Below are 21835 nucleotides of genomic sequence, written 5' to 3' on the forward strand. Positions count from 1 at the left end.
CCCTTGCGCCTAGACGTTGGTCGAGCCGGGCCGCCCTTGGCGCAGCGCCCGCGCGGGTTTAAACCCGTGCCCGTATGAGAGGAGAGCGAAAAATGCGCGTGCTGCTGGTGGATGACCACCCCCTGTTCCGACAGGCGCTGGCGGCCACTGTGCGCCAGATTGCCCCCGAACACAGCATCGAACATTACGATACGCTGGGCGAGGCACGCGCGGCATTGGGTGCGGGCGAGGATGCGCTGGTGCTGCTCGACCTGAAATTGCCCGACAGCCATGGGATCTCCGGCCTGCTGGGATTAAAGGCGCAGGCGCCCGCCGCCACGGTGGCGATTGTTTCGGCCAGCGATGACCATGAAACGGTCCAGACCGCGCAGGCCTGCGGGGCGTCCGGCTTTATCTCCAAGGCCGTCAGCGTCGAGGAATTGGCCGCCGCGATTGAAACGCTGCTGGCCGGGGCGGAATGGTTCACCGAAACCGGACCGGACCATGGCCGCGCGCCCCTCACCACGGCGCAGGCGCGCATTGTCGAGGGCGTCCATCGCGGCTTGATGAACAAGCAGATCGCCTATGAAATGGGCATCAGCGAGGCGACCGTCAAATACCATCTGACCGGGATTTTCCGCAAGATGGGGGTGCAGACGCGGGCGCAATTGCTGACGCTAGCCAGAGATTAGGCGCTCCCTCTCGCGGCCCAGCAGGCTGCGCAGGGCGAGAGGCGGCAAGGGCTTGGCCATCAGGTGAATGCCCTCACGCGGCAACGTTTCGGCCCAGCCCGGTTCGGGCGTGGCGGTCATCAGGATGCGCGCGCCGCAACGATCCGCTATTGCGCGCAACAGGCTCAGCCCATCGCCATCGCTCTCACGCGCGCCCAGCTTGTAATCGGCAATCGCCACATCCCACCGCCCATCCTGCGGCACGGCGGCAATGCTGGCGCAAGGCGTGACCTGCGCGCCCCAGCGGGCGATCAGTGCGCTGGTTCCGGCCAGCACATCCTCATCATCGTCAAGGCACAGCACGCTCATCCCGCCAAGGTCAAAGGCGGGCGCGGGCGCGGGGACAAGGCGCGGCGCGGGCGCGGTCAAAGGCACGCTGACGGCAAAGGTGCTGCCCCGGCCCGGCCGCGAGGCAACCTCGATGCCATGGCCCAGCGCCTGAGCAATACGCGCCACGATGGACAGGCCCAGCCCCGCGCCCTCGGCCATATCCTGCCCCTGCGCCAGACGGGTGAATTCGCGGAAGGCGGCTGGCAATTGTTCATCGGCAATGCCAACCCCGCTGTCGCGCACCTCCAGCCGCAGATGATCGGCCCGCACCCGCGCCAGCACGACGACCCGGCCATGGGGCGTATAGCGCAGCGCATTGACGATCAGATTTTGCAGGATCGAGCGCAGCAGATCGCGGTCGGTCCTGATCCAGCGCGCGGTGGGCAGGATCACCAGTTGCAAATGGCGCGCCTTGGCCATCGGCTCGAATTCATCGCCCAGCGAGAGCAGCAAGGCCCCGGCATCGACCGGCTGGGGCTGGGGTTTTAACGCACCCAGTTCGAGTTGCGAGAGCTTGAGCAGGGCATGGAGCAGGCGATGCGCGCCCTCGACCGCCTGATCGGCCTTGGTCAGCAGGTCGCGCTGCTCTGGATCATCCGCCGAGAGCAGAGCATTGCCGATGAACAGGCGCGCGGCATGCATCGGTTGCACCAGATCATGGCTGGCCGCCGCGACAAAGCGCCTTTGCGAGCCGGAAGCCTGTTCAGCCTGACGGCGTGCTTCATTCAGCGCGGCGGTGCGCTCCTCGACCCGGCTTTCCAGCATCTGTTCGGCCTGTTTCTGCTCGGTAATATCGGTCAGGATCAGCAGGTAGTCCCCCCCCGCCAGCGCCCGCCCGGCAAGGCTGACCACGCGCCCGTCGTTCAGGGCCAGTTCCTGCGCCAGCGCTTTGCCGGTGGCCTGCGCCGCGCGCCATCCGGTGGCCGCCATCGCCGCCTCGCCTGCCTGCGCCAGCGCATCCTCCAGCGAGCGGCCCATATGCAGCCCCTGATGGTTCATCCCCTGCCCCGTCAGCCCCAGCAGCGCGAAGAAACGCGCATTCCACGCCACCACCAGCGCCTCGTCATCGACCACGCAAACCCCTTGGGGCAGGCTTTCCAGCGTGGTCTGCAACAATTCACGGCTGAAATGGACGGCATGGCCCGCCTCGTCCAGCAGGCGCCCGATCTCGGTCGCATCCCTCTCGCCCGAGGCCAGCGCGATGGCCACCACATTACGCGCCGAGGACGCCCCGATCACGCCCGCCAGTACCCTTTCGGCCGCGCGCACCATATTGGGCGAGACGGGCTGATCGTCGCCTATCGCGCCGCGCCGCGCGGCCATGGCAATGTCCAGCACCGCGCGCCCCGCCTCCTCCTCGCCCAGAAATTGCCGGAGCAGGCGGCGCAGATCGCCAAGGCTGGCATCAATCGCCAGACGCCCCGAATCGCGAGCAGGATCGGCGGCGGCGACAAAACTGCTCGCCTGAATCAGGTCGATCAGGCGCGGGCGGGCCAGCAGCGAAAAGCCGACATAACAGGCGATATTGACCACCAGACTGAGCAGGATGGCCCAGCGCGCCAGCCCGCCTCGCAGCGCCATCCAAACGTCCGCCCCCATATCGGGCGCGGCAAAGAATGCGGGCGCCGCAATCGCCACCGCCCAGACCGCCACCCCCGCGCATACCCCCGCCAGCGCGCCATGAGCATGGCCGCGCCGCCAGTAAATCCCCCCGATCAGCGGCGGCACCAATTGCGCAAACGCGGTCAGCGCGGTCAGGCCCAGTTCGGTCGGCCCCTCGATGCTCTTGACCCCGATGTAATAGGCCCACGCCAGCAGCGCGACCGCCACCACCGTAATGCGCCGCACCAGCAGGATCTCGCCCCCCACGCCGTCATGATCGGGCCGCATCAGCAATCTTTCGCGCAGCCGCCCATGCAGCAGCGGCAGCACGATCTCATTGGACACCATCGCCGAAATCGCGGTCAGTTCGACCACCACCATCGCCCCGCCCGCCGACACCCCGCCCAGCCATGCCAAGAGCGCAATGCCGTAATCCCCCCGCGCGGCGGGCATGGCCAACATTTGCAGATAGGGGCTGACCCCACCCACGCCCAGCCCGCCGCGAATGCCCCCCGCGATCACCATCGTGGCCAGCACCCAAAGGCCGAAATAGGCCGGAACGCTCCAGCGCGCGCCGGCAATATCCTCGGTACGCTCCAGCGCGACAAAGCCGAGGTGGAACTGGCGCGGCAGGGTGAAGCTGGTGACGGTGCACAGGAAGGTGAGGATGAGGAAGGTGGAAAGCGAGCCGCCCTGAAAAGGAGGGAGATGCGCAAGAGGCCGCATCCCGCCCAATGACCACAGGCAGAAACCGGCCACCGCCAGCAGGCCCGAGAGCTTCACCAGCGATTCCACCGCGATCATGCTGACGAACCCGCGCGCATGGCGCGTCAGATTGGGCGAGCGCGTGCCGAACACAATCGTCATCGCCACCAGCGCCAGAAACAGCGGCCATGCCGTCACGCTGGCCGTTTCCTCACGCCCCGCGGCATAGGCCCAGACCTGGCGCAAAACCGCCAGTTGCAACGCAATATAGGGCAGCGTGCCCACCGTCGCCACCAGCGTGACGACAATGCCCAGCGGGCGACTCTTGCCAAAGCGCGCGGCGAGGAAATCGGCCAGCGAGCCGACATTCTCCTGTTTCGCCAGCACCGCGATCCGGCGCCACACCGGCGCAAACACCGTCAGCGCCAGCACCGGCCCCAACGCATTGGCGACGAACAGCCAACTGCCCCCGCTGGCATCGCCCACCGCGCCGAAATAGGTCCATGCCGAACACAGCGTGGCCAGCGAGAGGCCATAGCGCAGGCCCCGCCAGCGGCGATCATCACGCCCCGAAACCCGGTCCGCCCGCCAGCCCACCCAGGCCAGCGCGCCCAGATACAGCATAACCGCCAGAACCAGCACCCGCGCGCCAAGCATGGCCCCTCCCCTTTTCCGGGGCCGGTCATGCCATGGCGGTGCGGCGCTGGCTATCGGTCATGTGCGCAGCGCGACCAGACAGAGCAGTTGAAACAGCATCTGGGCGCCCGCCTGCGCGGTGATCGTGCCGGGGTCATATTCGGGCGCCACCTCGACCACATCGCCGCCGATGATGTCGATGCCCGCCAGCCCGCGCAGGATCGCAATCGCCTCTCGCGTGGAAAGGCCGCCCACCTCGGGCGTGCCGGTGCCCGGCGCAAAGGCAGGATCGAGCGCATCCACGTCAAAGCTGACATAGGTCGGCCCGTCGCCCACCACCTCGCGCGCCTTGGCGATGACCCAGTCGATGCCGCGTTGCTGCACTTCCTCGGCATGGATCACGGTCATCCCGCTGGCATGGGAAAATTCCCACAGATAGGCCGCCCCGCCGCGAATGCCGATCTGGACACAGCGGCGCGGGTCCAGCACACCCGCCAGCACTGCCTCGCGAAAGGGCGCACTGTGGTGAAAGCGCGAGCCTTCGCACATGCCGCCCGTATCGCAATGGGCGTCGATCTGGACCATGCCCATCGGCCCGCTGCGTTCGGCCAGCCCCTTCATGATCGAGCCGGTGATCGAATGATCGCCCCCCACCGACAGCGGCACCGCCCGCGTGCGCGCGATCATGCGATAGGCCGCCTCGATATCGGCATGGCATCCGGCCAGATCATAGCGGCTGTTCATCGGCACATCGCCCAGATCGGCCACGCGCAGCATGTTCATCGGCGCGATGCGCAAGGCATGTTCATAAGGCCCGATCCGGTCCACCGCCCGCAAGGCGCGCGGGCCATAGCGCGCGCCGGGCCGGTTGGTCACGCCCAGATCCATCGGCACCCCGATCAGCGCCACATCCAGCCCGCGCAGCAATTCATAATTCAGCCCGCCCGGCATATAGGGCGCGCCCAGCAGCGTCGAAGGATTGGCAAAGGGCCACTGGCGCTTGTCGCCATCCTTGAAATTCAGCCCGGCCACTTCGCGCAAATGGGGGTCATGCATATCGCCCCCGCCGGCCCCGGCGTATAACCGGCGCAGTTCATCCAGATCGAATGGCATCGTTTTTCACCCCTGCTTTTTATGGTGCAGAGATGAGCGCGCAGACACGGGCGCGGCAATCGCGCAAATGGCGTATTAGGCGGCTTAGCCCAGCTTGCGCCCGGCCTGAATCTTTTGCAGCAGTTCCAGCGCCATGCCCATTTCCGCCTCGGTCAGCACCCCCGCAAAGGCGTTCTCGATGGGCACCACCACCTTTTGCGCCTCGACCAAGGCGACCTTGCCCGCCTCGGTGATGAACAGGCCCTGCGCGCGCCGGTCGCTCTCGATGCTTTCCAGCACCAGCAGGTTCTTGCGCGTCAGGCTGGCGATCATCTGGTGGATGGTGGCGCGGCGCATGCGGAACAGGCGGGCAAGCTGGGATTGCGTGACGCCCGGATTGGCCTGAACCAGCCAGAGGATCGAGGTCTGTTTCGGCGTCAGATCCATCAGCCGCAGCGCCGGATCAAGATCGAACGAAAGCGCCGCATAGGCAATGCCCAGATTGAAACCCAGCAGGCTTTCCAGCCCCGCCGTATTGATCGCGCCCGCCAGCCCGTCGGTTTCGGGCACTTCGATTTCGGCAACATCGGCATCGTTCAATCGGCGGCGAGGAGCGCGAGAATCGAGCACGGGCGGGGGAACCTTTCTGGGTGGTAGTGCCAATGACTGTATGGAATATATACAGATTGGGCGCCATTGCCAATTTGTGCAGTTGCACGCAAGGCTTTGCGCCGATTTTGCGCCCATTTTGCAGATGCAAAAGACGCACAGAGCCTTGCGGTTTGCGCGGAGTTTTCACCCAATTGGTCCGATCAGGACAAAAAGCCGATGCTTTTCAAAGCGTCCTTCAGCGCGGCAACTGCAATCGATAACTGAGGCTAACCTTGCCCCCCGCCGGGATCGTCACCGCCCAAAGCGGATGTCCGTCCTGCTGCCCCAGCTTGACCGAGGCCGAAACCACCCGCGCGCCGTCGGGCAGCAGTTGCTGCGATTCGAAATGCACCGGCCAGCGGTTGGCATTGCGCGCCGTAGCGGTGATCGCCTCCTCGCGATCATTGATCCGCCGCGTCCTGCTTTCCAGCCGCACCTGCGGCGAGGCGCCGATCTCGATATTGGCCGTCTCGCCCACGGCCTTGTCCGCCATCGCGCCCTCGCCCACCGGCAGCGCCGCCGCGCCCACCTGCTGCACCACCGCCACCCCGCCAGCGGGCAGCGCAAGGCCCAGCCCGTCGACCTTGCGGTTGGCCATGCGCAGCCTGATCCGCGCCCGCTGGCTCTCGCCATCCTGCGCCGCCACATCGACGTCCGCGCGGTGGATCAGCCCCAGTTTCACCCGCCGCGCCGCCATCAGCGCCACCTGCTTTTGCCCATGGGCCGCCACATTGGTGGGCATAGGCACGCGATAGAGGCGCAGATCGCCCAGCACTTCTTCCTTCACCACCACCGGGGCCATGCGCTTGCGCGCCGTGACCACCACATCGGCCATCATCGCCACCACCGGCGCGGGCGGGGCAGGAGGCACCGCAAAGACCGGCATGGCCTCACCGCCAAAGGGCGCCTGCACCGGCGAAAGCTGGCAATGCAGCACCAGTTCCTGCGTTTGGGCAGGCTCCTCGCGGCTTTGCTCGAATTTGGGCTTGCCGCCCACCACGGCGGCCTGCGCCTGCGCAAATCCGGTGGTGTCGCCATTGGCCAGCGTGACCCAAGCCGTCATCTCTGCAGCCTGCGCGCCAGGGGCCAGTTTGACGACATAATGCGCCTGCCAGTCGAAGCCCCATGCCAGATAGGTCAGCCTCACCCGCGCCTTTTGCGCCGAGGCCGCATGGGTGGCGATGGACAGCGTGGGCCGCGCGTTCAGCCCCTCGGGCAGGCCATCATAGGCGATGGCATCTTTCAGTCCGCCGCAGCTGGCGATCTCAAAACCCGCCCTGGTCTGGACAATCGCCGCGCCGTCGGGGGCGGATCGGATGATCGCCTCCTCCTCACGGGTGTGCCCCTTGGCGTCGGTGCGGCGCAGCGTGACCGGGCGGCCAAAGACACGCGCGTAAAGATTGCGCGGTGAGAGCAGCTCGGCATCGAGGTTCTTTTCCGAAACCCCCGCGCCCAGCCCTTCGACCAGCGCGGTTTCGGCCATCATGCCCGCCGCCACGCCCTCGAAACGGATCGTGGCATCGCCCGCCGGGATCGCCACCTCGCGCTCTTCGGAAATCAGCGCATAACCGCGCAGCCACGCCGGGTCGATCGCCTGCCCCGCATCACGGTCGGGCGCGCGATAGATGGTCACCGCCACTTTCGTCGGGGCGGGTGATGTCACCATCTGTTGCGCCTGAATGGGCGCGGCGGCCATCAGGGCCGCGCCCAGCACGATCCGCCGCACGATCAATACCGTGCGTCGATCTGCGCGGTCAGATTGACCGAGCCTTGCGCGGGGATGGTGATCTTCCACACGCGCTCGTCGGCATTGCGCTGCTCGCCCTTGGCGCTTTCGGCCGAAATGCGCGTGTCATGCCATCCGCGATCAAGTCCGGCCTGCACCACCTCGACCGTCACCGGCACGCTGCGCGCATTGGTCAGGCGATAGGCCATATGGGTGCGCCAATACGTCTTGGGCGCGTCCATCGAAACGATCTGGCTCTGGCCATCGCGGGTGATGCGATATTGGGCCACGCGCTCCCATTCGGCGGTGTCGATCTTCTCGCGCTTTTCCACCGTGGGCTGGATCTTCACGTCAAACGCATCGCCGGTTTTCAGCGCGAGGGTCGATCCCATCGGCGTGTGGCCGATATTATCCTCGCCCACGAATTGCGGCGCGCCGGACGCATCGCGCATATAGACCCGCACCGTGCCTGCGGGCAGCGCATCGCCCAATCCGCCCTCACGCGCATTGGAAAAATTGATGACGCTGGCAAAGCTCTGCGCCTCGTCATTGGTGGAAAGCCAGGCGTTGCGATACCAATAGGACTTGGTCGCGCTCGCCCCCTTCACGTCCAGAAAGCTGACCTGCTTTTGCTGCGCCTGCGCCAGCGTGGTGGGATTGGCGATGGGGTAGAGGTAGAAATCGCCCACCTGCTCGCGCGCTGCGGCCTGCGTGCCGACGATGCCCACGGGCCGGGCCGGGCGAAAACGGGGCTGCGGCGCGCCGTCGCCCACCGCGCCCGCCACCAGCAGCAATTTCGCCGCCGGATAGGTCGTGCCGCTGGTGTTGTTCAGCGTGACCCAGCCCTGCACATCCAGCTTGCCCGCCTTTTCATCGAACATGGCGACATAATCGGCCTTCCAACTGAACCCGCGCGAGAGATAAGACAGCGCCACCGGCCTCCTGCCCGCCTGCGCCGCATCCAGCGTGACCGAGAGCGTGGGCCGCGCCTTGAGGCCCTCGGGCAACTGGTCGAACACGAGGCGCGCATCCATATCGCCCAGCACCTCGATCCGGTTGCCGATCTGGACCAGCGTGCCGTTGTTGTTGGCAAGGATCGTGCCGCGCTCGGTGGTTTCCACGCCCGTGGCGCGGTTGGTGCGGATGATCGTCACCGCCTGCCCTACGCCTTTGTCCACCAGCCTTTCCGGGCTGAGCAGATCGTAATCGAAATTCTGTTCGACCACGCCTGCGCCCGGCGCGGCAATCGTCACCGTTTCGGGCCGGATCTGGGCCGAAACATCGGCAAATTCGGTCAAGGCCCGCCCCTTGGGCAAATCCAATTGCCGCACATCCTGAACCAGCGCCAGATCATTGTTATAAATCGTGATCGCCACCTGACCCTGCGCGCTGGCCGGGGCCGCATGGGCGACGGTGCCCCATGCCCCTGCGCCACAAGTCATCGCGCCCAACAACAAAGGCGCCCAATTTGCCGCTTGCCGCTTCATCTTTGCATCGCCCCTTATCGCCATAATCTATGTGCCAAGTTAGCTTGACCTTTACTGCTGCCATAGCATGATGATTTTATGGCTGAACGCAAACTGAAGGCATGGGTGGCGGCGGGATTGATCGACGCGGCCGCCGCCGACCGCATCCGCGCATGGGAGGCGCAACACAGCCGCCCGGTCGCGCTCTGGGCGGTGGTGGGGCTGGCCGGATTGTCGATCGGGCTGGGGATCATCTCGCTGGTGGCGGCCAATTGGGCGGCCATCAATGGCGAAACGCGCCTCGCGCTCCATGCTGCCCTGCTGCTGGGGCTGGGGGCTGCGCTCTGGGCCTTGCCGGCGCAGGGAGCCGATGCCACGCGGCGCTGGGCCGAGGTGGGGATCTTCGTGTTTGCCGCGCTGGGTCTGGGTTTCATCGGCCATCTGGGGCAGGTCTATCAGACCAGTTCGCCGACATGGATGGCCATTGGCCTGTGGCTGGGCCTGTTTGCCCCGCTGCTGCTGGGAGCAGGTCAGGGCTGGCTTTCCGCGACGCTGCTGGCGGGAGGATGCATCGCGCTGCCATGGATGCGCTTTGGCGATCCGGCACTGGGCTTTTCGGCCGGACAGGCCGGGCCGGGCGTGATCCGGGGCGCCATCGAATGCGCGCTGCCTGTTTTATTGACGCCGCTTTCGGCCTTTATGATCGGCGGTTCGGCGCATGGTGGATTTTGGGGACGGTTGGGCCAGATAGGCTTTGCCTATGCCATCGGCGCGGTCAGCCTGTTTGTCATCACCTCGGGCTTTGGCGATTGGGGGCATGGGAGCGGGGCGGGCGACCGACAAGGCAATGTCGATGCGGCGCTGATGGCGGTGGCAGGCGTGCTGGGTCTGGCAGGGCTGGCGCTGTGGCAGGCAGACCGCACCGTGCAGGGCAAAGCCAGCGCTGCCGTTTTCGCAATGCTGGCGCTGGCCATGCTGGCGGCGGACCGGCTGGGCGGGCATGGGCTGGCGGTGGGGCTGCTGTTCATGGTGCTGTGGGCCGGGCTGGCCGGGGCGGCACTTCATGCCCAAACGCGCTGGGCGTTTCAAATGGCCGTCGCGGTGGTGGCGCTGCGGCTGATCATTCTGGCTTTTGAAGAGGCGGGCGGATTGCTGGCCAGCGGGGTCGGGCTGATCCTTGGCGGGCTGCTGGTGCTGGGCGTGGCATGGGGGGCATTGCGCATCACCCGCCATTTTGCCCCGGCGCGGGGGATCGCGTGATGCGCGGCCTGCTGCGCACATTGGTCATCGCGCTGCCGCTGGCGGGCCTTGGCTATAGCTGGCACGCAACGCGGCAATCGGCGGCGCAGGGCGTGGAATGGGACGTGGCCGTGACCGGCTATGACCCGCGCGACCCGCTGCGCGGGCATTATGTCCGCTTCAGCTATATCTGGCCTGAGGACAGTGGGGCCTCCCTGACCCCGGGTTTTGCCGGAGAAGATGCCTCCTCCCTCACCCGGCTCTGTATCGAAGGCGAGGCCCCCGCCATCCGCCGCACGACCACGATGACCGATCAGGATCAGACCAAGGATTGTCAGGGCATCGCCAGAACACCGCCGCAAGGTCCGGGCCTGACCTCAACCGTTCCGCGCGAAGGCCGTCTCTTTGTGCCCCAAAGCGATGCCGCCGGATTGCAGCGCGCGCTGAGCAATCCGGCGCAACAGGCGATCCTGCGTTTTCGCCTCAAGCCCGATGGAGAAATCGTCCCGCTGCGCCTGAGCTTTCAACCCAAGCCTGCGGTCAGCACCCAGCCCTGAACGAAGGGGGCGCCCGGCCCCCTTCTCTTCACACCGCGCGGTTGGCCGAATTGCCAAGATCAGCGAAATAGCCCGCCATCGCATCGGCGGCCTTGTCGGTCAGGGTGATGAAGGCGCGACGACGGTCTGATTCATCCTCGATCCGCTTGAGCAGCCCCGCCTCGGTCATCTGGCCGATCCAGCGCAGCGCGGTGGTGGGCGGCACGCTCGACGCGATGCACAGGCTGGTGACCGACACCTTGGCCTTTTCGACATGAGCCGCCGTCAGGTCGAGCAGCATATCCCATGCCGGATCGGCAAACAGATCGCCGTCGAAAAAGCGCGCACGCATCTGGCGCTGGCGGATGATACGGCGGACCATGCGCGGATCGGGCATTTGCGGGCGCGGCGCATTCACCAGCCTGTCGCCTGCGGCATCCTTGGCGATGCCGTCAAAGCGGAAGGCGGCGTTATTCTGCGCAGGGGTCGCCTGTGTTGCCGCGCCGCTCATACCGCCGCTCATGCCGCCGCTCATTCCTGGCGTCAGCGTGTTCAACCGCTCACCGATCTGCGTGACCTGTTCGGTCAGACGCAGCAGCACCATGCGATCCTCGTCCGACAATTCACGCACGCGCTTGGCCGGCATTCGCGCCATCACCTGACCCAGCGCGATCAGGCGTTCGGCGCGGCTGGGATTGACCAGAATTTGCGGGTCGGACTGATCGAGGCAGCCGAACACATCGTCAAGCGCATCCACGCTGGTCGAAACCACCAGCGCCGCGCCGGTATGTCCCGCGCGCAGATCGAGCCGCGAAAGCGCCGCCAAAACCTCACCATCGACAACCGGGCAATCGAGCAGCACGACATCGCCCAACGGCATCGCCTCGCCCGAGAGCAGGTGAGCAATCGGGCTGGCCTGAGCCAGACGGAAACCGGCACCTTCGGCATCCTCGCGCATCTGATCGCGCAGATGCGGGCGGTCGGCAAAGATCGAAACCTTCATCCGCAGGCCCGAGACATCATGGCTAGAACCATAGGCGAAATCATCGGCGGCATCCGAAAAACCAGCATAGGGCGCATTGAGCATGATATCCGACTCCGTCTTTCAAGTTCCTAGTAGGAATACGTAGAACCTAGAACAAACCAGAACATCGTCAAGATCAAAAATGGAACATTTAGAAAACAGAGAAGAACAGATCATCCGTTTCGGAGGCAATTGCCCCGCCCCGCCAAACGAAAAGGCCGTCCGAATGCCCCATAAAGGCAGCCGGACGGCCCTTTTCAAACCCTTGAAATCAATATCAATCGATAAAGGGATCGCGCACCAGAATCGTGTCCTCACGCTCGGGGCTGGTCGAAACCAGTGCGACCGGCGTTTCGATCAATTCCTGAACGCGCTGGATATACTTGATCGCCTGCGCAGGCAGATCGGCCCACGAACGCGCACCGGCGGTCGTGCCCTGCCAGCCATCCATTTCCTCGTAAATCGGCTCAACAGCGGCCTGATCGGCGGCGTGCGACGGATAATAATCCAGCACCTTGCCGCGCAGACGATAGCCGGTGCAGATCTTCACCTTTTCAAACCCGTCAAGAACGTCGAGCTTGGTCAGCGCAATGCCGGTTACGCCCGAAATGGCGCAAGACTGGCGCACCAGCACCGCGTCGAACCAGCCGCAGCGGCGCTTGCGGCCCGTGACGGTGCCGAATTCATGGCCGCGCTCGCCCAGACGCTGGCCCACTTCGTCCTCCAGCTCGGTCGGGAACGGACCCGAGCCGACGCGAGTCGTATAAGCCTTCACAATGCCCAGCACGAAACCGGCCGAGGACGGGCCCATGCCCGAACCGCTGGCCGCCGTGCCCGACACGGTGTTCGACGACGTAACAAACGGATAGGTGCCGTGGTCGACGTCGAGCAGCACGCCTTGCGCGCCTTCGAACAGCACGCGGGCGCCCGCCTTCTTCACCGTGTTCAGGCGCTTCCACACCGGCTCGGCAAATTGCAGGACGAAGGGCGCGATTTCCTTGAGCTCAGCGATCAGCGCCTCGCGGTCCACCGCAGGCTGGCCGAAACCGGCGCGCAGCGCATCGTGGTGGGCGCAAAGGCGGTCAAGCTGGGCATCGAGCGAATCGAGATGCGCCAGATCGCACACGCGAATCGCGCGGCGGCCAACCTTGTCCTCATAGGCCGGGCCAATGCCGCGACCGGTGGTGCCGATCTTGCCAGCGCCCGCAGCGGTTTCGCGCAGAGCGTCCAGATCGCGGTGCATCGGCAGGATCAGCGGGCAGTTCTCGGCAATCGAGAAATTCTCGGTGTTGATGACAACGCCCTGCGATTCCAGCTTCTCGATCTCGGCCTTGAGCGCCCAGGGGTCGAGCACCACGCCATTGCCGATGATCGAGAGCGTGCCGGTCACAATGCCACTGGGCAGCAGCGAGAGCTTGTACACCTTTTCGCCCACGACCAGCGTGTGGCCGGCATTATGGCCGCCCTGAAAACGCACCACCACATCGGCCCGGCTGGCCAGCCAGTCGACGATCTTGCCTTTGCCCTCGTCGCCCCACTGGGCGCCGACAACGGTCACATTTGCCATGGATAGAATCCCTCACCCTGCCAAGCGGATCCAGAAGCGCCCTTCGACAGGACTCGGCGCAGCGGATGGGACGATGGGGCGCGATTCCCAAAGGAAAGCCCCCGATTTCGACCGCGCCGTTACCCAGACTGATGCGCGCCGTCAATGGCCTTAGCGCGCGCGATGGGTTATGCCGATAAAAGCATGACCCAGAACAAGGATCGACCCTCGATGGCATCCCTCCTTCATCGTATGATCGGCGGGCTCAGCATGGCGGCCATGATGGCTGCGGCCTGTCCCGCCCAATCGCAATTGCTGATGGGCGCAATGATGATGCGGCGCATGGCGCGGGCGGCGAACAAGGGCGCCCCTGCCCCCGCTGCTCCCGCGCATCAGACCATCGCCTATGGCGCCGATCCGATGCAAAATCTGGACTTTACCCCGCCCGCAGGGGGTAACGCCAAGGCCCCGCTGGTGGTCTTTGTCCATGGCGGCGGCTGGACCCAGGGCAATAAGGACAATGCGACGGGCGGGTGGAAGGCCCCGCATTACACATCGCTTGGCTATGCTTTTGCCAGCATCAACTATCGCCTCGTGCCGCAGGTGGGGGTTGAGGATGAGGCGGGCGATGTGGCGGCGGCCTTGGCGCGGCTGATCGGGGATGCGGATCGGTTGGGGATTGACCGGCATCGCATCGTGCTGATGGGCCATTCGGCGGGCGCGCATCTGGTGGCGCTGCTGGGCACGGATGAACGCTATCTGGCGCGAGTCGGCCTCTCGCAGGGGGATCTGGCCGGGGTTCTGCCGATTGATGGGGCCGCCTATGATGTGCCCGCGCAAATGACCGCGGCGGGGGCCTATATGCAGGGCCGGTATAAGCAGGCCTTTGGCGATGATCCCGCCCGCCAGCGCGCACTCTCGCCTTTGACATACACCGCCGCGCCCAATGCCTCGCGCTTCCTGTTCATCAATGTTCAGCGCGAGGATGGGCTGGCGCAGGCCAAAGCTCTGGCCGGGGCGCTGCGGGGCGCGGGCGCGCAGGTCGAGACGCAGAGCTTTGACGGGCGCGGATTGCAGGGGCATGTCGAGATCAACCGTCGCCTGGGCGATCCCGACTATGCCGCAACCCCGGTGGTGGACCGCTGGTTGAAGGGCGTATTCGGGGTTTAACCTAGCCCGCGCGGCGCCTGAGCGTTGCTTTGCATTCGCGTCAGCCTGAATGCAAAACGCATCAATGCGCGTTGATCATGGCGATGGTCTGGTCCAGCCGCCCCTCGATCTCGGCACGGCGCAGGAATTGCACGCGCTCGACATTGATCTCGGCCGGGGTGGGGGTTTGCGCGAAGAGACCCATCACCTCGTCGATAAAGTCCGCCAGCGGCAGATAGCCCTCGCGGGTCGCCTGCCCCGGCGTCAGGTCGGTCTGAACCGCGGGCGGGGCCAGTTCGATCACCTCGACCCGCCCGGCCAGCAGCGCGCGCAGGGCCAGCGTATAGGAATGAAGCGCCGCCTTGGTGGCATTATAGGTGGGCGTGGAGAGCAGAGGCACAAAGGCCAGCCCCGAAGTGACATTGACGATGGCCGGGTTTTCGCGCGTTTTCAGATGGTCGATCAAGGCATCGGTCATGCGGATCGGGCCGAGCAGGTTGGAGGTAATCATCCCTTCCGCATCGGACAGGTCGCGCGCGCTGGCGGCATCCTCGAAACGCATGATGCCCGCATTGTTGATAAGGACGTTGAGCGCGGGATAGGCGGCAATGATCTCCTGCGCGGCGCGGGCAATATCGGCCGGATCGTCAATATTCATCGCAAAGCCCGCCATGCCGGGATTGGCCGCGATGATCTCGTCGATCAAAGCCTGACGTCGCCCGGCGATGATGACCTGATTGCCGCCTGCCTGAAACCTCTCGGCCAAGGCGCGCCCGATGCCCGAGGTGCCGCCGGTGATGAGGATGGTGTTGCCGCTGGTCTGCATGGAATATCTCCTTTGGAGGGTGCGACACTCCATGTACGCCTTCGCTCTCTGGATTGAAGAAGGCACCCAAAAGATTTATACTTACCCAATGGAGAGTAACTATCCCCCCAGTGATCCGCGCGTCGATGCGCTCGTCAACGAGTTGATCGGACGGGTGGCCGACAAATGGACGCTGCTGATTCTGGAAGTGCTGGAAGAAGGCGGGGTTATGCGCTTTACGCAAGTGAGCCGCGCCGTGCCGGGGATCAGCCAGAAGATGCTGACGCAGACCCTGCGCGCAATGGAGCGCGATGGGCTGGTGACGCGCACCATCCACCCGGTCATCCCGCCGCGCGTCGATTATGAGCTGACGCCGCTGGGCCATAGCCTGAGCGCCGCGTTCTGCGGGGTCTGGCAATGGGCCGAAGCCCATCTGGAGGAAGTGGAAGGCGCGCGAAGCCGGTTCGACGCCTTCCTCAGCGCAGATTAAAGCGCAACCACCTCGTCGCCTTCAAGCCGGTGAGTACAGCCCAGCGTCGCCGCATCGCAGGCATCGCCCAGCGCCGCCACCGTGCGCCAGCCCACCGCGCGCAGCCGCGCAGCCGCGCCCGTATCATGGCCCAGCGGCAGGAACAGCAGATCGCGCGGCGCCTCATGCGCGGCAAGCGCGGTGATGAGAGGATCGGGATAGAGCGAGAAGCCCACCGCCGGTTCCGCCGGCTCGCCCAGAATCGAATAGGACCCGCCACGCGCCACCGCGCCGCGCACCCCATCGGCAAAAATCTGGAAGCCGAACCAGCTCTGATACTCAAACCCATGGCGCTCGGTCGGGTCCAGCGTCAGGCGAACACCGGCAGGCAGGCGCGCGGCAATCTGGCGCAGCGCGGCGATGCGCTCGTCCAGCACCTCGCCCAAGGCCAGCGCTTCGAGGCGGGCAATCGCCGCGTCCAGCGGCCCGGTGGCGTGGATCAGCGGCAGATAAGCCGCCCCGCCCTCAGTGACCAAAGCGCCAGCGTCCTTGGCGTCCAGCTCGCGGCGGACGGCGTCCAATTGCGCAGGCGTCAACGGCCAAGGCCCGGCGGCCAGAGCATCAACCAGACCCGGCATCGTGAAATCGACCGAAATCCCCGTGGCGCCAGCGGCCTGAAGCGCCTCGATGGCAACCGCCACCACTTCACCCGCCGCCGCCGTGCCCGCATGGCCGATCAGTTCGGCGCCGATCTGCAAACGCTCGCGCGTGGGATCGAGGCCATCGCCCTTGATCGCCGTCACCTGTCCGGCATAAGCCAGACGCAGCGGGCGCGGGGCATCCTTAAGACGCGTGACGGCAATGCGGCCCACCTGCGGCGTAATATCGCTGCGCAGCGCCATCATCCGCAGGGACGAGGGATCGATAAAGCGCACCATGCGCCGCGTCTCGATGCCCGCCATGCGACTGGCCAAGGAGCGCTCGAACTCCACCCCCGGCGGCTGAACCCGGTCATAGCCATGGCTGTCGAGCACATCCATGATCGCGCGCGTAATGCGCGTGGCGGCCGCCGTATCCTGCGGCAGTCGGTCTTCCAGGCCCTCGGGCAGCAAATCGCGGGTTTCGGTGTCCATCATGGGGCGGGCTTTAGCGGGGGTTTGAAGATTTAGGAAGGCAGAATAGATGCGAGGGACTCGTCCCTCGCGCTCCCATTACTGTATATGTTGCGCCATGGGTTCAGCGTTGAGTGTCAGACGCGCCGTTAGAATTGTTAAGGCCTGCGGCGCTTTTTACGCTGCTTCGCCGCGCCGCAGGCTTTAAAACCAATCGTGCGAACACCCCCGCCGAACCATAGCGCCACCCCATAATGGGATTGCAAAGGGCCCCCGCCCTTTGCCCGCCGGAGGCAAAGAAAAAGGCGGAGCCCCATCCGAGACCCCGCCCTAATCCTTCAAACCCTAACGTTCAGATCAGAACGCCAGCGCCTTAGCGCGCTTCACGCCGGGCAACTTGACCGCAGCGTCGAGCACTTCGCCAGCGACCGGGCTGTCGACCGAGAGCAGCAGGACCGCCTCGCCGCCGGCTTCGCGGCGACCGAGGTTGAACGTGCCGATGTTGATGCCGTTTTCGCCAAGGAGCGTGCCGATGCGGCCGATGAAGCCGGGAGCGTCTTCGTTGACGATATACATCATGTCGCCGGTCAGTTCGGCTTCGACCTTGATGCCGAACAGTTCGACGAGGCGCGGTTCAGCGTTCGAGAACAGCGTACCGGCCACCGAGCGTTCGCCCGCTTCGGTCTTGACCGAGACGCGGATGAGCGTGTGGTAGTCGCCGGTCTTTTCGGTCTTCACTTCGCGCACTTCAAGGCCGCGTTCCTTGGCGAGGAACGGAGCGTTGACCATGTTCACCGTGGCCGACTGAACGCGCAGGAAGCCGCAGAGAACGGCCGCCACGATGGGCTTGGCGTTGAGTTCGGTCGCCGCGCCTTCGGTGTGGATCGAGATGCGCGCCACGGCTGAGGGGGTGAGCTGGCCCACGAGGCTGCCCAGACGTTCGGCCAGAGCCATGTAGGGGCGCAGCTTGGGGGCTTCTTCGGCCGAGAGCGAAGGCACGTTGAGCGCGTTGGTCACGCCGCCGGTGGTCAGATATTCGCCAAGCTGTTCAGCAACCTGCAGCGCCACATTGACCTGAGCTTCGGTGGTCGAAGCGCCAAGGTGCGGGGTGCAGATGAAGTTCTTGGTGCCGAACAGCGGCGATTCCTTGGCCGGTTCGGTCTGGAACACGTCGAGAGCGGCGCCCGCGACATGGCCCGAATCCAGAGCTTCCTTCAGAGCCGCTTCGTCGATCAGGCCGCCGCGCGCACAGTTGACGATGCGGACGCCCTTCTTGGTCTTGGCCAGATTTTCCTTCGACAGGATGTTCTTGGTTTCAGCCGTCAGCGGGGTGTGCAGCGTGATGAAGTCGGCCTTGGCCAGCAGCGTGTCGAGGTCGGCCTTTTCCACGCCCATTTCCACGGCGCGCTCGGGCGTCAGGAACGGATCGTAAGCCACAACCTTCATGCGCAGGCCCAGAGCGCGCGAGGCGACGATCGAACCGATGTTGCCCGCGCCGATCAGGCCGAGCGTCTTGCCGGTGACTTCAACGCCCATGAAGCCGTTCTTGGGCCACAGGCCAGCCTGCGTCTGCTCGTTGGCTTCGGGGATCTGGCGGGCCAGAGCAAAGATCATCGCAATCGCGTGTTCGGCGGTGGTGATCGAGTTGCCGAAAGGCGTGTTCATCACAACAACGCCCTTGGCGCTGGCGTAAGGAATATCAACGTTGTCCACGCCGATACCGGCGCGGCCGATGACCTTCAGGTTGGTGGCGGCGTCCAGCACTTCCTTGGTCACGCGGGTGCTCGAACGGATGGCCAGACCATCATAATCGCCGATGCGGGCGATCAGCTGTTCGGGGGTTTCGCCGGTGATCACGTCCACATCGCAGCCCATTTCGGCAAAGATGCGGGCGGCGTTGGGGTCCATCTTGTCCGAAATAAGGACGCGGGGCTTACGGGTCTCGGTCATGGGAATCGTATCCTCATGTGAATAGGGGAGAATGTGCAGGGACGGCTTTGGCGCGTCCCTGCAAAATCAGTTTGGCTTAGCCAGCCTTGACGTTAGCCAGCTTTTACAGTGGCGTAGGCGTAATCGAGCCATGCGCCGAGGTCTTCGATATCCTCGACATTGACCGTGGCGCCGCACCAGATGCGAAGACCCGCAGGCGCATCGCGATAGCCCGCGATGTCATAGGCGGCATCCGCCTTTTCCAGCACAGCGGCGAACTTCTTGATGAAGTCGGCGTCCGCGCCTTCAACGGAGAGGCACACCGAGGTCTTCGAACGGGTCGCTTCATCAGCGGCCAGATGCGAGAGCCACGAACGCTCTTCAACGATCTTGTTCAGCGCGGCGGCATTGGCGTCGCTGCGAGCCTGAAGGCCCTTGAGACCGCCCAGATCCTTGGCCCATTCCAGCGCGAAAATCGCGTCTTCAACGGCCAGCATCGAGGGGGTGTTGATGGTTTCGCCCTTGAACACGCCTTCGGCCAGCTTGCCCTTCGACACAAGGCGGAACACCTTGGGCAGCGGCCATGCGGGGGTGTAGGTTTCGAGGCGTTCAACAGCGCGGGGGCCGAGGATCAGCACGCCATGGCCGCCTTCGCCGCCCAGAACCTTCTGCCAAGAGAAGGTGGCGACGTCGATCTTCGACCAGTCGATGTCGTAAGCGAACACCGCCGAGGTGGCGTCAGCGAAAGACAGACCTTCACGGTCGGCGGGGATGAAATCGGCGTTAGGAACGCGCGCGCCGCTGGTGGTGCCATTCCAGGTGAACAGCACGTCGTTCGACCAGTCGATCGTGTTCAGATCGGGGATCTGGCCATAATCGGCGCGGATGATCGTGGGGTCCAGCTTGAGCTGCTTGGCAACGTCGGTGACCCAACCCTCACCGAACGATTCCCATGCAAGCGTGGTGACGGGCTTGGCGCCCAGCATGGTCCACATCGCCATTTCGAAAGCGCCCGTGTCCGAACCGGGCACGATGCCGATGCGGTGCGTTTCAGGGAGCTGGAGAATTTCGCGCATCAGGTCGATGCAATAGGCCAAACGCGTCTTGCCGATCTTCGCGCGGTGCGAACGGCCCAGCGACTCGGTCGCGAGCTTGGCGAGATCGTAGACTGGCGGCTTGGCGCAGGGCCCCGACGAGAAGAAGGGGCGAGCCGGCTTCTTAGCCGGAACTTGGATAGTCATGTAGTCTCTCCTTACAGAGAGCACGCGCGGCGTTGGGACCGCGTGGCCCGCCGGTCGCTCTAGAGATCGGCGCGGAACAGTCAAGCAGACTTTTTTGCAACAGATGGGAAAATTCGCGGCGCCTTGTGAAGATTCCCGCGCCAATTCGGTCAAATTGCGGCATTTTCCTGCGCAAATATCGGCCCGTTCAAACCGATGATATACCTCACTTTAACCACGCAACATTACATAGGTCAGGCCACCACAGGGTTCATCACGCCATATGGAACAGCCCCGAGGACTATCATTGCTGGCCACTCTCGCCGTCACCCTCACGCTGAGCGGATGCGGCGGGGCCATTCCCGACGCCCCCCATCGCGCCCGCCCGCAGCCCACCATCGCCTATCAACCCATCCGCCCGGACGAAGGGCAATGCCTGTCCGATCTGGGCGCCAAGGCCGCCGGTTTCACGCCCCTGCCCGATCAATATTATGGCGCGGGATGCGCGACCTTTAACGCAGTGCGTCTGGCCAGCCTGTCGGGCGACAGCCAGTCGTTCAACATCTCCAATCTTGGCCCCGTCACCTGCCCGCTGGCCAATACCTTTGCCGGATGGGCGCGATTCGGGGTGGACCGCGCCGCCCGCGCGATTCTGGGCAGCCCGCTGGCGCGCATCGAAACCATGGGCAGCTATAGCTGTCGCAATGTGGCGGGCACCGACAAGCGCAGCGCCCATGCCACCGGCAATGCCATCGATGTGGCCGCCTTCGTGCTGGCCGACGGGCGGCGAATCACCGTGCTGAACGGATGGAATTCGGACGATCCGGCCGAGCGCGAATTTCTCCACACCGTTCACCAATCGGCCTGCCGCCGCTTTGGCACCACATTAGGGCCTGATTTCAATGCCGCCCACCGCAATCATTTGCATGTGGATCTGATGAACAATGGCGTCTGTCACTAAACGGGACTGTCGTTAACCATCGTCCAGCTTGACAAAGGGGGGGCTCGCCCCAATCTGGCCCGCTGTTCGGGAGGGTTTGGGCCATGTTTCGTCTGTCATTTGCTCTGGGCCTGATGGCCTGTGCCGGGCCTGTGTTTGCCGCCCCACGCGTCATCCCGCGTCCGCCCAGCGTCTGGCTCGACGATTACACCACCCAAGAGCTGAAGGCCCGAATAGACAAGGGTTGTCCGGTGGTTATCGTGTTCAGCGGCGGTACCGAGGAAACCGGCCCCTATGTCGCGCTGGGCAAACATGCCGCGCGCATCCGCGCCTATGGCGAGGCGATTGCGCGCAATGTGGGCGATGCGCTGATTGCGCCGGTGCTGCATTATGCGCCCAATCCGGCCTATGTGACGCCCTTTCCCGGCACGATCAGCCTGCGCCCCGAAGTCTTTGCCGCCGTTAACGAAGATGTTGCGCGCAGCCTTATCAATGGCGGTTTCCGCCGCGTCGCGCTGATGAGCGAACATGGCCCCAGCCAGAGGCCGCTGGCCGATGTGGCCGCCCGATTGAACGCCGAATTTGCCGACAAGGGCGCGCAGGTCTTCTACATTTCCGACGGCTATACCCGCGCCCGCCGCGAGATCGAGGCCGCCATCCGCGCCGAGGGCAAGGTGGGCGGCGGCCATGGCGGATTGTGGGATACGGCCGAAACGCTGGCGGTCGATCCCTCGCTGGTGCGCCCCGGCCCCTATCTGCCCGGCACGATCGACAATGACGGCAACGGGCCGGTCAACGGCCTTGGCTACTCGGGCGACCCCACCGGGGCCAACGCGCGCATCGGCCGCGAATTTGGCGCGATGCGCGTGCGTCTGGCCAGTGCGGAATTGGGCGCGGCGCTCAAATCCGCCGGAGCTTGCCGGAAATAACGGGCTTGCCGCCAGTCAG

Annotated in this window: 18 protein-coding genes; 7 read left to right on the top strand and 11 right to left on the bottom strand. The window is 65.0% G+C overall.

Annotated features, from left to right (window positions below):
* Nucleotides 1-92: 92 nt before the first annotated feature.
* On the top strand, nt 93-671 hold the full coding sequence (locus GGR38_RS16985) for a response regulator transcription factor (protein WP_183627358.1): 579 nt from the start codon (nt 93-95) through the stop codon (nt 669-671).
* Here GGR38_RS16985 and GGR38_RS16990 read toward each other — a convergent pair.
* The 5 genes from GGR38_RS16990 to GGR38_RS17010 all read right to left on the bottom strand — a co-directional run bounded on the left by GGR38_RS16990 (nt 657) and on the right by GGR38_RS17010 (nt 8939).
* Nucleotides 657-4004 (bottom strand): ATP-binding protein, encoded by a 3348-nt coding sequence (locus GGR38_RS16990; protein WP_183627359.1) that lies wholly within the window; start codon nt 4002-4004, stop codon nt 657-659. The two genes, GGR38_RS16985 and GGR38_RS16990, sit on opposite strands and share 15 nt — an antisense overlap.
* Before the next feature lie 57 nt (nt 4005-4061).
* Nucleotides 4062-5096, bottom strand: a complete 1035-nt coding sequence (speB, locus tag GGR38_RS16995; RefSeq protein ID WP_183627360.1) for an agmatinase — start codon at nt 5094-5096, stop codon at nt 4062-4064.
* 84 nt (nt 5097-5180) lie between these two features.
* The gene (locus GGR38_RS17000; RefSeq protein ID WP_183627361.1) at nt 5181-5705 is read right to left on the bottom strand and encodes a MarR family transcriptional regulator; all 525 of its coding nucleotides are present in this window, start codon (nt 5703-5705) and stop codon (nt 5181-5183) included.
* A 217-nt stretch (nt 5706-5922) separates the two neighbouring features.
* Complete coding sequence (locus GGR38_RS17005; RefSeq protein ID WP_343059150.1) at nt 5923-7452, bottom strand: DUF4139 domain-containing protein; 1530 nt, start codon at nt 7450-7452, stop codon at nt 5923-5925.
* A gap of 2 nt (nt 7453-7454) precedes the next feature.
* A complete protein-coding gene (locus tag GGR38_RS17010) occupies nt 7455-8939 on the bottom strand; it encodes a DUF4139 domain-containing protein (RefSeq protein ID WP_425497067.1) in 1485 nt (494 codons plus the stop codon).
* 78 nt (nt 8940-9017) lie between these two features.
* Between GGR38_RS17010 and GGR38_RS17015 the strand changes: the two genes are divergently transcribed.
* Entirely contained in the window at nt 9018-10178 is a 1161-nt protein-coding gene (locus GGR38_RS17015) for a DUF2157 domain-containing protein (RefSeq protein WP_183627363.1), read from the top strand.
* Entirely contained in the window at nt 10178-10714 is a 537-nt protein-coding gene (locus tag GGR38_RS17020; protein ID WP_183627364.1) for a GDYXXLXY domain-containing protein, read from the top strand. The genes GGR38_RS17015 and GGR38_RS17020 overlap by 1 nt, the downstream gene beginning before the upstream one ends.
* Nucleotides 10715-10742: 28 nt before the next feature.
* Here GGR38_RS17020 and GGR38_RS17025 read toward each other — a convergent pair whose 3' ends face one another.
* A complete protein-coding gene (locus GGR38_RS17025; RefSeq protein WP_183627365.1) occupies nt 10743-11780 on the bottom strand; it encodes a winged helix DNA-binding protein in 1038 nt (345 codons plus the stop codon).
* A gap of 214 nt (nt 11781-11994) precedes the next feature.
* The gene (locus GGR38_RS17030) at nt 11995-13284 is read right to left on the bottom strand and encodes an adenylosuccinate synthase (protein ID WP_183627366.1); all 1290 of its coding nucleotides are present in this window, start codon (nt 13282-13284) and stop codon (nt 11995-11997) included.
* A 297-nt stretch (nt 13285-13581) separates the two neighbouring features.
* Between GGR38_RS17030 and GGR38_RS17035 the strand changes: the two genes are divergently transcribed.
* Nucleotides 13582-14433 carry an alpha/beta hydrolase gene (locus tag GGR38_RS17035; RefSeq protein WP_183627458.1) on the top strand — a complete coding sequence of 284 codons (852 nt, stop codon included), beginning with the start codon at nt 13582-13584 and terminating at the stop codon, nt 14431-14433.
* 61 nt (nt 14434-14494) lie between these two features.
* Here GGR38_RS17035 and GGR38_RS17040 read toward each other — a convergent pair whose 3' ends face one another.
* The gene (locus GGR38_RS17040; protein WP_183627367.1) at nt 14495-15238 is read right to left on the bottom strand and encodes an SDR family oxidoreductase; all 744 of its coding nucleotides are present in this window, start codon (nt 15236-15238) and stop codon (nt 14495-14497) included.
* 88 nt (nt 15239-15326) lie between these two features.
* Here GGR38_RS17040 and GGR38_RS17045 point away from each other — a divergent pair, with 88 nt between their 5' ends.
* Nucleotides 15327-15707, top strand: a complete 381-nt coding sequence (locus GGR38_RS17045; protein ID WP_246404850.1) for a winged helix-turn-helix transcriptional regulator — start codon at nt 15327-15329, stop codon at nt 15705-15707.
* Here GGR38_RS17045 and GGR38_RS17050 read toward each other — a convergent pair.
* The 3 genes from GGR38_RS17050 to GGR38_RS17060 form a co-directional block, all read right to left on the bottom strand.
* Complete coding sequence (locus GGR38_RS17050) at nt 15704-16822, bottom strand: ATP phosphoribosyltransferase regulatory subunit (protein WP_183627369.1); 1119 nt, start codon at nt 16820-16822, stop codon at nt 15704-15706. The genes GGR38_RS17045 and GGR38_RS17050 overlap by 4 nt on opposite strands.
* Nucleotides 16823-17155: 333 nt before the next feature.
* Nucleotides 17156-18748 (bottom strand): phosphoglycerate dehydrogenase, encoded by a 1593-nt coding sequence (gene serA, locus GGR38_RS17055; RefSeq protein ID WP_183627370.1) that lies wholly within the window; start codon nt 18746-18748, stop codon nt 17156-17158.
* Nucleotides 18749-18840: 92 nt separating this feature from the next.
* On the bottom strand, nt 18841-19968 hold the full coding sequence (locus GGR38_RS17060; protein WP_183627371.1) for a phosphoserine transaminase: 1128 nt from the start codon (nt 19966-19968) through the stop codon (nt 18841-18843).
* Nucleotides 19969-20254: 286 nt separating this feature from the next.
* Here GGR38_RS17060 and GGR38_RS17065 point away from each other — a divergent pair, with 286 nt between their 5' ends.
* Nucleotides 20255-20908 (top strand): extensin family protein, encoded by a 654-nt coding sequence (locus GGR38_RS17065; protein WP_246404852.1) that lies wholly within the window; start codon nt 20255-20257, stop codon nt 20906-20908.
* Nucleotides 20909-20991: 83 nt separating this feature from the next.
* A complete protein-coding gene (locus GGR38_RS17070; protein WP_183627373.1) occupies nt 20992-21816 on the top strand; it encodes a creatininase family protein in 825 nt (274 codons plus the stop codon).
* Nucleotides 21817-21835: the final 19 nt, after the last annotated feature.

The organism is Novosphingobium sediminicola (genome assembly GCF_014196525.1).
In the GTDB taxonomy this organism is placed as follows: Bacteria; Pseudomonadota; Alphaproteobacteria; order Sphingomonadales; family Sphingomonadaceae; genus Novosphingobium; species Novosphingobium sediminicola.